Below are 11,531 nucleotides of genomic sequence, written 5' to 3'. Positions count from 1 at the left end.
CTACCTACGCTGTTCCCCAAACCTTCACGGCTGTGTTGACGACCAGTTCAATCTTTTTCCATTGGTCGTCATGCGTCAGGTCGTTGCCGTGGTGGGTCGACGAAAAGCCACATTGGGGACTCACGCACAGGTTATCGAGAGGCATGTACTGGGCGGCTTCGTCAATGCGCTTGCTCAGGTCTTCAATGGATTCGAGCTCCCGAACTTTGGAAGATACGATACCGAGTACAACCATTTTGTCTTTGGGCACAAAGCGGAGGGGCGCAAAATCGCCGGAGCGCTCGTCGTCGTATTCCAGAAAGTAAGCGTCGACGTTGATTTCGTTGAAGAGTACTTCCGCTACAGGCTCATAGCCACCCTCGGCAAACCAGGTGCTGCGGTAGTTACCCCGGCACAGGTGAATGCCCACTGTCAGGTCGTCGGGGCGGTTGTCGATGACCGAGTTGATCAGCGCGGCATAGGTTCGGGGCAGTTCATTTGGATCTTCGCCCCGCTCCACGGCAGCCGCCCGCATTTTTGGGTCGCAGAGGTAGGCCAGGTTCGTGTCATCCAGTTGCAGGTACCGAAGGCCGGCCTTATACAAATGGTCGATTTCCTCCCGATACGCCATGGACAGATCGTGAAAGAACTCATCCATGTCCGGGTAAGAATTAATGTCGATGGATTTTCGGCCACCCCGGAAGTGAATCATTGTCGGCGATGGAATCGACACTTTGGGCGTTTGTGTGGTCACGGATTTCAGGAAGTTAAAATCGGCTACCTGAATGTCTTTCACGTGCTTGAGCTTACCCGTTACACTCAATACCGGGGGCGTAAAGCCGTCGGAAGCAGCTTTCGCGTTCGGGTTGGCGTCGATACCACCCGTAACCGTGACGCCCGATAGTTCTCTCAGAAAATCGAGGTGAAAATAATCACGACGGAACTCGCCATCCGTGATGGAGCGCATACCGGTCGATTCCAGTTTTTTCACGGTTTCGGCAATGGCTGCATCTTCAATGGCACGCAGTTCTTCGGCCGATATCTCGCCTTTTTTCCATTTCAGACGGTTATCTTTCACGTCGGGAGTTCTCAACAGGCTGCCAACATGGTCGGCGCGAAAAGGAGGGGTTTTCATGATAAAGAATTAAGAGTGATAAGTGAAAAGTGAAGAATAAAGCAGAAACGGAAAGGTGAATGAATCGTTTTTCAGAGCAATCAGCCTGCTATATTCTTCACTCATTCTTCGGTTTAAATGTTAGGTTGGTAATACAGTTGGTTTATTAAATCGGCTCTGTGTTTAAGGATAGCCCGCTGATTCAGAGAACCCTTATCCGTAATTTCACCCAGATCAATGGAGGGCGGATCGACGGCGACGAGGGCCCTTTCGACTCGTTCTGAACTGCCTTTGGCGGTTTTGTTAAGAACGATCAGCAGCGCATCGACAAAATCATTAATTGCCGGATGCCTAAACACTTCTTTGTCGGGCAAATCCACCGGCAAGCTGGCTAAGCGCCGGCAGGCATCGGCGTTCAGGAACAGGAGAACGCAAACATGAGCCTGGTCGAGGCCGGTAATGACCACATCCTGCACGATCGGTGCTCCAGCCGAAATGACCTTCGCTTTCAGAATGCCCACATTGACCCACGTACCGGTCGAAAGCTTGAAATCTTCGGCAATACGGCCATCGAAAATCAAGCCTTTGTCGGGGTCGTTGTGATCCAGAAAGCGCACGGCATCCCCCGTTTTGTAGTAGCCCTCCTCATCAAATGCGGTAAGGGTGGCTTCGGTATGCCGCCAGTAACCGGGCGTAACATTTGGTGCTTTATACCGCGCTTCGAGTTTATCACCGTCGGGAACCAGTTTCACATCCATGCCCGCTACCGGCACCCCCAGCAGGCCCGAAAAGCTACCGCCCCAGTTGGCAAACATGGCCGATGGCCCCGATTCGGTACAACCCAACCCCGTTATGATCGGAATTCGTGTGCCGATGGTTTCCATCGCCAGTTCTTCCAGCCGGTTCCAGATGGGTTGCGCCAAACTCGCCCCGGCATAGAACAGCATATTCAATCGGGCAAAAAACGTTCGACGTAGTTCGGGCTCACGGTCAAAATACGGGATCAGCATCTCGAACCCTTTGGGCACATTGAAGTAAACCGTCGGCGAAATTTCCCGCAGGTTCTGCACCGTTGTTTCAATACCCGCCGAAGTGGGTTTACCATCATCAATATACAAGGTACCGCCGTTGTAGAGCGCCAGGCCTACATTGTGGTTCCCGCCGAAGGTATGATTCCACGGAAGCCAGTCGATCATTACGGGTGGTTCGGTTTGCATGAAAGGAAACACCTGCGTGATCTGCTGCAAATTGGCGCACCACATCCGGTGCGTATTGATAACCCCTTTTGGTAGCCCCGTCGACCCGGAGGTGAACAGCACTTTCGCCACCGAATCGCGTGTGACCCTGTCAAAAGCCCGTTCTACGGCGTCAGTTGGTACCGTGGTCAGGACGTCGGCAAATTTAACGTCATGACTATCAGCAGTAGTGGTGATGATGATAGCTTCCGGAAACAGCGACTTCGTCAGATTGAGTGCCCGGCTATATACATGAGCATCCTGGGCAAAGACAACTTTGGGCGTCATGCATTCGAGGCAATGCTGCAACCGCCCCAGATCCTTAGAAATTAGGGAGTACGGGGGCGATATGGGCGAAAAAGGAATGCCCACATGAATAGCCGCCAGTGCCAGAAGGGCGTGTTCGAGGCTATTTTCGGATAAGATAACCAGCGTATCCTCTGGACCCAGATGTTGATCAAGCAAGTACTGAGCAATAGCTTTCACCGCAGTCAACGTTTGTTCGTACGAGTAACGGACCCACTCCCCGCCCTTATTCCGGCGAGCTATAAACGGGCGGTGTGGTTGTGTTTCCGCCCAAAAGACAAGCTTCTCGGTCAGTTTTTCAGGGTAATCGTTCAACGGCTGTTCAAGGCGTAATCGAATAGACCCATCGGAGTGCACCGTTTTACGGGTTCGGGTGGGGCCAAATTGAACTTGCTTGAACGACATGGGCTTGGAGGTGTATGAGAAGCAAAAAGCCGATTTCTGAATTGAACCTTATTTCATTCGATGATTTCAGTTAACAAAGCTGCGGGCTAACGTTTATTCGCCTACCTTCTTCGCCCGTCCTTCCAGAAAATCGCGGAGTCTATCCTTTGCTTCGGCCGATGACTGGGCAATGGTCGCCATCAGGCTCTCCATCAATAACCCCTCCGACTGGGCGGAATCCGCAATGCGGGGCAACACGTGCATCAGCGCATAATTGGTCATGGGTGCATTCTGGGCGATTCGTTTCGCCAGTTCAATGCCTTTCGCCAGACCGTCGTTATCCAGCACGACATACTGCGATAGCCCCATCCAAATTCCTTCGTCAGCCGAGACAACCCGCCCGGTAAACATCATGTCTGCCATGCGGGCCATACCAATTAATTTGGGCAGCCTGACCGAGGCACCACCACCCACGAAAATACCCCGCTGGCCTTCGGGCAGGGCATAAAAGGTACTTTGTTCGGCTACCCGGATGTGGCAGGCCGATGCAATTTCGAGTCCCCCACCTACGCAGGCTCCTTTCAGCACAGCCACCACGGGCACCGTACCATATTGAATGCGATCCAGTACCCGGTGCCACATACGCGAATGGTGCAGCCCAGCGACTATATCCCGTTCCTGCAACTCCGACAAATCGAGACCCGCGCTGAAATGCGGACCTTCAGCGCATAAAACAGCGGCTTTTACCCCTTCCGGTACGGTCGAAAATATGGTCTCCAGACCTAGCAAAAGGCTGTCATTGATCGCATTCCGTTTTTCGGGGCGATTTATGGTAACGATCAACAATTCGTCTTGCTGCTCAACGTTCAGCCATGCCGATGGTTGGGGCATAATAAAAGAGTTTATGGCGTTTAAAGGACTTTCCAGACCTGAATCACCACATTTTCAGGATTACGAAAGGCGGTACAGATAAAAATGGCATTGTTCATCCAGGCGTATTTACCGGCAGGCGCTTCGAACCTGGGGATGGCCCGAAAGTAGTATTCATTAGGGCTTACCTGTTCACCCCGGCCAATACGGGCGGCAACTTCGGGTGTGGCAACGCGTAAACCCACATTTTTTATATAGATAATAACTCCATCGTCGGTTTTGAACTGATAATGCGCTTCCAGTTCGGCAACGCCATCTTTTCGGACAACCTGCCAATCTGAACCGCCGGGCAGAATTTCACCTTTCAGATCGGGACCCTCCACCGTACCCCCCAGGATAGGAATGATTCGACGAAGACCATGTGGTGTTTCACCGACAACATAGGCATTCCCGATTTTTACATTCAACTGACCCACAAACGACAGCCCCGGCGCGGGTGGTGTCTTACTGTTTTGTGCAAAAGTCTGATGGCTGAAAATGATCAACAGGATCAGGATATATCCGGATTTTATCAGACGATTCATCGTAGAATGGGTGTTGCTTGATCGGGTATAGTCTATCAGGCATTTAACCTGATTTATAGCGAAGTATGTGAGCGCACCAGGGACACTTTAACGAGTGTCTGTACTTTTCACACTTACAATAGTCTAAAAAAATATACTTAAAGTCTAATCGTTTTTTATGATTTACTGATAGGTAATGCTTATCAGTAAATCATAAACCGGACTCGCTATCGAATGCATCTAATGATAGGTCGATAGCGACTTTACTGAATTAAGGGTTGGCTTGACCTACAGTATTGGCCGGGTTCTCAGCTTCTTATTACAGCACCAGCTCAATCAACGTCAGTGGCGATTCAAACCACTTTGCTCGACAACATTCTCCGCGGGATGGCTAATGATGCGCCCCTGAAATACGCCGGAAAGGCAACCAATTTCACTTCCGACACATCATCCAACAGCACGTCGCTGGTCCCGAATAGGCAGTCGAACAAACGGAATACCTGCTTGATCTACAGCAGGTTAGCAACGACCTTAACGAACTCCAGCGGCAGCAGTACTTAATAACGGGCCAGAACCGGTTTATTCCCGAAAACGATCAGATTGCGCAGACGCAGTGTGAAGTCTTTATCGGAATTTAGCAGTTTAAGCTTCACCGTGTGGGTACCGGGTGTCAGTTGATACTTCCAGGTCAGGTCGTAGCGTCGGCGGGTGAAACCGGCTGGAATGCTAACGGTCTCCATCTGCTGACCATCCACATAGACGGCCAACCGGTACATAAAATCACCGTCGTAACGACCACTGGCCTTCGGCACGGGTTGACCTTCCATAATAAATCCGACCCCATCGAAGGTAGCAGTAAACTCATCTGCTTGCCCCAAACCGGTCAGGTCTTTATTGATACTTCGTTTTTCGGTTGGGAAGTGGCCAGTGAAGGCCTGTTCCAGGCGGACCGGTTTCGGGGTTTGTACCGCAATGGTAACGTTGTCACCATTGACTTTACCGCCATTCCGTTCAATGACCTGAAGGGCGTGCTTCATACCGATAGTATGCACATCGCTGAGCGACATAGTCGTGTATTTAAAGTCGATATCTTCGGCTTCGGCAAGTCCCTGTTTCCAGTAGGCCGGTATTTTACTGTAGCCCAGCATGGTCCCCAGTATCCCCCCTGCCGACGACGGGTTGCAATCGGAATCCTGCCCGGCGCGGGTACTGATCTGCATGGTTTTGGTGTAATCACCCTGTCCGTAGAGTAATCCAAGCACGATGTAGGCTGAGTTGATTTTGGCGTCGATATTAAACGGAGCGAATACCCCGTCGGAACAGCCCACTTCATCCGACCACTTGCGTTGTATTTCGAGCCAGGCTCGTTTCCAGTCGGTTGGATACAGGTCGTGCCATTTGATCACATCGGCAATACATTGATAAAACGTACTCTGCTTAGGCACGGCTTTAAGGGCTTCCCGGACAACGTAATTGACGTCATTACTAACGAAGGCCAGCGAGTACATAGCCCCTACATATACGCCACCATACCAACCGTCACCGTAATTCATAATATGCCCGATGGGATCACCAATCTGAACGGCGGTATTGGGCATTCCAGGGGACATAAGTCCCGAAAAATCAGCTTCGATCTGGAAGTCAATATCGTCGGCATGGGGGTTATTGAGCCAGTGTCCTGACTCAGGGGCTTTCATGCCGTTCAGGATGTTGTAACGACCCACCTGATTGGCATGCCAAAGCATATAATCGGCTTTGGCAAACGCGTTAGCGTGTTCACTGACAGGCGCATCGAGCCCTTTTTTCTCAAATACGTCCACAAACGTCAGGTCCATGTATAGGTCATCGTACAGCCCGAAGTTCTCGATCATCGTCTTTTTGATGTACCCATCATACCAGGGAATAGGCTGATAATCGTTCATCATCGTCCCATTGAACCTGAATTCCGTTGGTCCGCCAAACGTGCAGCCAATTACTTGTCCGGCCCAGCCCCCTTTAATCTTGTCCTGCAGAGTCGCCCGGGCCATCGTTATGGATGCAGGTGCTTTTTTGCCAGGTGTCGGGGCCGGCCCAAAGGCCGTCAGAGCGATTAGTGAAAGGAGTAAATAGCGTTTTTTCATCGGGTTTAGGGTCGTCAGGAGTTATTGAATGGTCGGGAGAGATAAAGCATCGACTTCATGACGGTACGGCATGGATGCCTGAGCTCCCAGGCGGGTCACTGAAATCGACGCGGCTTTACAGGCAAATGCGACGGCATCGAACAGGTCGCGGCCTTCGGCAAGGGCTATGGCAAGGGCCCCGTTAAAGCAGTCACCGGCCGCTGTGGTGTCAACGGCCGATACGGGTGGGGCGGCAACCATCGACGCCCCGGAAGCTGTGGAAAGGTAAGCCCCCCGCGAACCAAGCGTAATCACCACATTTGGTACGCCTGCTTCGTGAAGGTGTTGAGCTGCCTGTTTCGCGGTGATCTCGTCGGTCACACGAACACCCGTCAGTAGTTCGGCTTCGGTTTCGTTGGGCGTGATTGCAAACAAACAGGCCAATACCCCCGGAGCAATAGGCTGCGCCGGAGCGGGGTTCAGGACTACGCGCATCCCCCGTTCGTAACTTTCCCGAATCGCGAATTCGACGGTTGGCATGGGTGTTTCCAGTTGAATGAGAACAACCGTGTTGCGGGCATCCTTTTCGGCGGCCAGGGCACTGGCCACTTGCTCCTGCCCGAGCCGAGCATTGGCCCCCGACGCCACCATGATAAAGTTTTCCCCCTTACTGTCAACGCCGATGAGGGCAACGCCCGAGGGTTCGTTGGCATCGGTCGTGATAAAATCTGTTCGGATACCTTCCCGCTCGAACTGCTGACGTGCCTGCTGGCCAAAAATATCATTTCCAACTGTGGCAACAAATGACACTGTCGCTGGGGAAATGGAAGCTTCTGAACTGGTTGCAGAAGGGAGTGCCAACCGGGCAGCCGCAACGGCCTGATTAGCCCCTTTGCCGCCGGGATTCATAAGAAATGTACCACCCAGTACCGTTTCGCCGGGGGCGGGGAGCTTGTTGCCCTTAACCACCATATCGGTGTTCGAGCTACCAATCACACAAACAAACGAGGCCATATGCAAAGAGATATCCTATTGAACAAAACTATGTAAGAATTGCATCAATCAAATTCCTTTGTCAATAATTTACCCTTATTACTGTCTACGGGACGAGCGCAGGCCAACCCGTTATCCACGAAAATCTACCCCATCATCTCGTTGGGCAAGGTGGTTAAATAGCGCTTGATGTAAGCGAAATTCGTTGACTTCATGGCCATTACCCTGATGGATTGTCGCTCGTCCGCTCACCATTGGCCGTCATTTCATCAGAAAGGTTTACTTAATTAGGCGGAAGCATGGCCGTCAGACACCAGTAGTTGTATAACGTAACGAAATAACTATTCCAGTTTTCACCCAATCGAGGCTTGGTCACATACGATGCACACCCCAGATCGTAGGATTTTTTTATATCGTCGGCGGAATCGGAGTGGCTAAAAATAACAATTGGCAAAAAGAGGTAAAGCTTATTTTGTTTGATCGTTTCCAGGAATTGCCAGCCATCTTCTGGTTTCGGTAGGTATAAGTCTAATAGAATCAGGTTGGGCAACATCAGTCCGGAGCCGGTTTGCAGGTAAGTGAAGGCATCAGTAATCGTTTCTGCCCAAACAGCCTCCGTGTTAGGCATGTTTTTTTCAATTGATGCGCGAATCAATCTCCATTGATCTATCTGGTCTTCTATAACGAGAATCTTTCTTTTTCGAGTCATTTAATCAGGCAACAGAGTACGCGGGAAAACATGACCTCGAGCACCCATTTAACTTTGGTGTTTCGGCCGAAAGTTACACACAATATCTAGTTGGTTAAACAATGACGTCCATCATTTAAGGAGAAACTACGGCTTCTGGCTGGCATTTGGCAAGACCCGGCAACTACTGAGGTTGTTAATGATTATCCTTAAAACAGACTATCGGGCAGCTTTTACCTTTTTCACCAAAAAACTGAACGTCCCCTGAAGGATAAAGTGATTGGTTAGGCATGATTTTTAAACGACTTACTTAAAGATCGGAAACGTTCCGTTTCGGCTATTTACCTGCTTCCGCGTTAAGCGTTAACGTCATGGATTACTCCGAAGTAAGCTATTTCCCTAGTCCTACCGACCATCACCCTGCAGTTAAGGCGAGTTTATCCTGTATCAACCGTGTGCGGTAGGCGTTCATTGCCGTACGGCCAAGTTGATTGACGAGCCGGTAATTGACAACAATACCCACGGCAGCCCCGATTCCGGGAATTAATTGCGCCATTTTGGCCAGATCGATGTAATCCCGGTACTGCTGCTGAAACGTGAGCCAGTCGAACTGATTGATATCTTCGGGTAATGAACGGCTGTGTTCGGGCCAGTTGGCGATGTGTTGATACACAATCTGGCGCTGCTCCTGACTGGAAAAAGCCAGTTGGAAAACATACAGGATAAACACCCGCTCCCGGTAGTCGCTCACCGAATAACCATACAGACTGGCTATTTCAAACAGCATTTTCATTTTCAGACTGAGGAGTATCGGGAAATCAGCGAGGCCGAGCAAAAAGCCGCCCGCGCCCGTCACACCCCCCTCAGCCGCACTCGTTTTTTTATAAAACTCGATTCGTCGGGCCACGGCGGCATCGCGCTGGGTCAGCGTTTGGCCCAGGATAGGGGCTCGGTTCAGGAATTCGGCCCCAAACAAAACGGCCCGTGTCATTTGCTTAATGGCAGCCGTAATAATGGCGTGTACTTTGTCCGGAATAATACGATTTATCCGATTCTGGAGGTTGGTAGAGAGCCGTCCGAATTTAGACGGTGGCTTGATCATAGCCTGCTGCCAGCGCACCAGTTCTGTCTGAACAGCTTGTTCGTAAGGCGTCATAGTACCTATATTTGACAAAAAAGTGGTATCTTCATCGAATCAAAATAACCGTAAGCTTGTTGAGTTTATATGCGTCCTCATAAATCCCGACATCGAAAGTTTGTAGGTATGATGAGTGTTCTTTTGGTCACGGTTGCGCTGGTATTCGTTTACGTTGCCGGCACGGGATCTAAAAGCATACCGAACCCGCCCGCCCGAACAGCCGCTGTTATGGCCCCTGCCAAAGGCAAGTCGATAGCCCATCTAGACGTCTACGACCAGCTAAATCTAAGCAAAGCCGGGTTAAAGAAAAGCGTTTTTGAATATGCACTGCGCGGTTGGCAAAAAATTGATACAGCCAAAGCCATGCTGACCATCGTTGATCTAAGCCAGCCTTCTTCTCACAAACGGTTGTATGTGGTCGACTTGTTCAACAAGAAGCTACTTTTTAACACCTACGTATCACACGGGCGTAATTCCGGCGATCTGATGGCGAATCGGTTCTCCAACACCGAATCATCATTTCAGAGCAGCCTTGGTTTCTACCAGACCCTCAACACCTATATGGGTAAACACGGCCTATCGCTGCAGTTGAAAGGTCTGGAGAAAGGTTTCAACGACAATGTATTTAACCGCAACATCGTGTTGCACGGTGCCGATTACGTTTGCGAAGATATTATTCGTAAAACCGGTCGGCTAGGCCGCAGCCAGGGGTGCCCGGCTGTGCCATATGCCGACTCAAAAGGTATTATACAGGCGGTTAAAGGCGGCTCTTGCCTATTCGTGTATTCGCCAAACCCCGATTACCTGAAGCAGTCGTCCTACTTATCCAGCGAATACACGTCGTTGTAGAAGTGTAGTTTGCCGGTAGCATCAACATCCGCTACGTTGTAGGTAATAAATACCGGAAATTTCTTCGGAATGGGCAGTGTCTTTGGCTTTTGATCGATCAGGCACTTGTTCATAAAGTCAGCATCGAACGTTTTCGCTCCCAGTATCAGATTGGCCAGCTCGACCGGCTTCTGAACACGAACACAGCCGTGGCTCCGCCAACGGTCATTTGTCTTTTTGAACAGATCGCGACTGTTTGTATCGTGCAGGTAGATGGCCAGCGGATTGACCAGGTTGAATTTCAATAAACCCAGCGAATTCTCACAACCCGATGCCTGCCTTACGCGGTAGGGGAAATTGGTTTCCGACAGGGAATCCCAGTCAATATCTTCCGGATCGACTTCCTTATCTTTTTCGTCCAGAATCTGCAGGTTCTGGTTGTAGATGTACGACAAGTCCCGTTTCATACGCGGCAACATCTCATCGATCGCAATATTTTTGGGTACGTTCCAATACGGATACATTACAATATCCTGAATGTAAGTCGCCATGCAAGGAGTCCGCTTATCCGGTTTACCGGCAATCACCTGCATTGGCAAAAGTCGCTTACCCGTTCGGTCAAACACGTTCAGTTCACCCGCCGGGATGTTAACCATCAAAAACTTTTCTGAATCGAACCGATTGATATATCGGTAAAAATTGAGCGTCTGGCGAATCAGTCGCAGTGAATCGGCCAGAGCCGGGTTCGACTTACCAAGTTTCTGCAAGCGATTATAATGGCCCGCCAACTGCTTGTAGGGACCAAACGAGGACATATCCGCCAATGTGCTGACAGTAGCTTTTGTCGCCCAGGCCGAGTCAACGGATTCGGTTAAGCCATCGAACTCCATCCGTGAGGGCTTTTTGCCGTAGCGAATCTCCAGAAAGAGATTTGCCAGTTTGGTTTCGTTATCGGCAGCATCGGCTTCCAGCCCGTAGCGGCTTGTATCAATGCCAACTGAATAAGCATATTGGCAGGCCTGATGTAAAGACTGAGCTATCTGGCGAGCTTCGGCTTCCGAACGTTCTTTTCTGTCTTTTTCGGCCTTGGCCTGCTTCGTCTTTTCAGTACTAGATGCAATAAAATACCGTCCAACAAAGAAAAGAATGATCAGACCCACTACCACTGCGATGCCTACTCCTATTCTTCGTGTATTCATGTTCATTTGTTGAGTAAGTTCTTATTCTATAACAACTCAACCCACTCATTAGTTGTGAAGCATTTTCTATCAGTATTTTACTTTTTGGTAACTTACTTGTAATCAGCAATTCAGAGCAGGTATCGATGTACCCTA

11 protein-coding genes are annotated in these 11,531 nt (G+C 50.2%); 2 read left to right on the top strand and 9 right to left on the bottom strand.

The features are described 5' to 3' along the window. Positions 1–4: 4 nt before the first annotated feature. The 4 genes from ACYVK4_RS13105 to ACYVK4_RS13090 all read right to left on the bottom strand — a co-directional run bounded on the left by ACYVK4_RS13105 (position 5) and on the right by ACYVK4_RS13090 (position 4,472). Complete coding sequence (locus ACYVK4_RS13105; RefSeq protein WP_461127965.1) at positions 5–1,114, bottom strand: 5-methyltetrahydropteroyltriglutamate--homocysteine S-methyltransferase; 1,110 nt, start codon at positions 1,112–1,114, stop codon at positions 5–7. Positions 1,115–1,227: 113 nt separating this feature from the next. Next, positions 1,228–3,039 (bottom strand): feruloyl-CoA synthase, encoded by a 1,812-nt coding sequence (locus tag ACYVK4_RS13100; protein WP_461127964.1) that lies wholly within the window; start codon positions 3,037–3,039, stop codon positions 1,228–1,230. 93 nt (positions 3,040–3,132) lie between these two features. Continuing rightward, on the bottom strand, positions 3,133–3,909 hold the full coding sequence (locus tag ACYVK4_RS13095; protein ID WP_461127963.1) for a crotonase/enoyl-CoA hydratase family protein: 777 nt from the start codon (positions 3,907–3,909) through the stop codon (positions 3,133–3,135). Between the two features lie 20 nt (positions 3,910–3,929). After that, a complete protein-coding gene (locus ACYVK4_RS13090; protein WP_461127962.1) occupies positions 3,930–4,472 on the bottom strand; it encodes a DUF3237 domain-containing protein in 543 nt (180 codons plus the stop codon). A gap of 324 nt (positions 4,473–4,796) precedes the next feature. Here ACYVK4_RS13090 and ACYVK4_RS13085 point away from each other — a divergent pair, with 324 nt between their 5' ends. Further along, complete coding sequence (locus ACYVK4_RS13085) at positions 4,797–5,012, top strand: hypothetical protein (protein ID WP_461127961.1); 216 nt, start codon at positions 4,797–4,799, stop codon at positions 5,010–5,012. Here ACYVK4_RS13085 and ACYVK4_RS13080 read toward each other — a convergent pair. From ACYVK4_RS13080 to ACYVK4_RS13065, 4 genes are all read right to left on the bottom strand, one after another. After that, on the bottom strand, positions 5,009–6,571 hold the full coding sequence (locus ACYVK4_RS13080; protein WP_461127960.1) for an ADP-ribosylglycohydrolase family protein: 1,563 nt from the start codon (positions 6,569–6,571) through the stop codon (positions 5,009–5,011). The genes ACYVK4_RS13085 and ACYVK4_RS13080 overlap by 4 nt on opposite strands. A 21-nt stretch (positions 6,572–6,592) precedes the next feature. Continuing rightward, on the bottom strand, positions 6,593–7,564 hold the full coding sequence (gene rbsK, locus ACYVK4_RS13075; RefSeq protein ID WP_461127959.1) for a ribokinase: 972 nt from the start codon (positions 7,562–7,564) through the stop codon (positions 6,593–6,595). Between the two features lie 262 nt (positions 7,565–7,826). Next, positions 7,827–8,252: a response regulator gene (locus ACYVK4_RS13070; protein ID WP_461127958.1), complete on the bottom strand. Its 426-nt coding sequence runs from the start codon at positions 8,250–8,252 to the stop codon at positions 7,827–7,829. Positions 8,253–8,646: 394 nt separating this feature from the next. Continuing rightward, a complete protein-coding gene (locus ACYVK4_RS13065; protein ID WP_461127957.1) occupies positions 8,647–9,387 on the bottom strand; it encodes an EcsC family protein in 741 nt (246 codons plus the stop codon). Positions 9,388–9,495: 108 nt separating this feature from the next. Between ACYVK4_RS13065 and ACYVK4_RS13060 the strand changes: the two genes are divergently transcribed. Continuing rightward, positions 9,496–10,218, top strand: a complete 723-nt coding sequence (locus ACYVK4_RS13060) for a murein L,D-transpeptidase catalytic domain family protein (RefSeq protein WP_461127956.1) — start codon at positions 9,496–9,498, stop codon at positions 10,216–10,218. Here the strand turns inward: ACYVK4_RS13060 and ACYVK4_RS13055 are convergent. Continuing rightward, positions 10,188–11,396, bottom strand: coding sequence for a L,D-transpeptidase family protein (locus ACYVK4_RS13055; protein ID WP_461127955.1), 1,209 nt, complete (start codon positions 11,394–11,396; stop codon positions 10,188–10,190). The genes ACYVK4_RS13060 and ACYVK4_RS13055 overlap by 31 nt on opposite strands. Between the last annotated feature and the right edge of the window lie 135 nt (positions 11,397–11,531).

Source organism: Spirosoma aerophilum, assembly GCF_054782495.1.
Note: the sequence above shows the minus strand (reverse complement) of the source record. Positions and strands in the feature narration are given on the sequence as shown.

What these genes read in the sequence shown, in the direction of transcription:
- ACYVK4_RS13080 (WP_461127960.1), bottom strand. Translation starts at nt 6,571, where the DNA reads ATGAAAAAACGCTATTTACTCCTTTCACTAATCGCTCTGACGGCCTTT.
- ACYVK4_RS13065 (WP_461127957.1), bottom strand. Translation starts at nt 9,387, where the DNA reads ATGACGCCTTACGAACAAGCTGTTCAGACAGAACTGGTGCGCTGGCAG.
- ACYVK4_RS13100 (WP_461127964.1), bottom strand. Translation starts at nt 3,039, where the DNA reads ATGTCGTTCAAGCAAGTTCAATTTGGCCCCACCCGAACCCGTAAAACG.
- rbsK (WP_461127959.1), bottom strand. Translation starts at nt 7,564, where the DNA reads ATGGCCTCGTTTGTTTGTGTGATTGGTAGCTCGAACACCGATATGGTG.
- ACYVK4_RS13095 (WP_461127963.1), bottom strand. Translation starts at nt 3,909, where the DNA reads ATGCCCCAACCATCGGCATGGCTGAACGTTGAGCAGCAAGACGAATTG.
- ACYVK4_RS13060 (WP_461127956.1), top strand. Translation starts at nt 9,496, where the DNA reads ATGATGAGTGTTCTTTTGGTCACGGTTGCGCTGGTATTCGTTTACGTT.
- ACYVK4_RS13105 (WP_461127965.1), bottom strand. Translation starts at nt 1,114, where the DNA reads ATGAAAACCCCTCCTTTTCGCGCCGACCATGTTGGCAGCCTGTTGAGA.
- ACYVK4_RS13055 (WP_461127955.1), bottom strand. Translation starts at nt 11,396, where the DNA reads ATGAATACACGAAGAATAGGAGTAGGCATCGCAGTGGTAGTGGGTCTG.
- ACYVK4_RS13070 (WP_461127958.1), bottom strand. Translation starts at nt 8,252, where the DNA reads ATGACTCGAAAAAGAAAGATTCTCGTTATAGAAGACCAGATAGATCAA.
- ACYVK4_RS13090 (WP_461127962.1), bottom strand. Translation starts at nt 4,472, where the DNA reads ATGAATCGTCTGATAAAATCCGGATATATCCTGATCCTGTTGATCATT.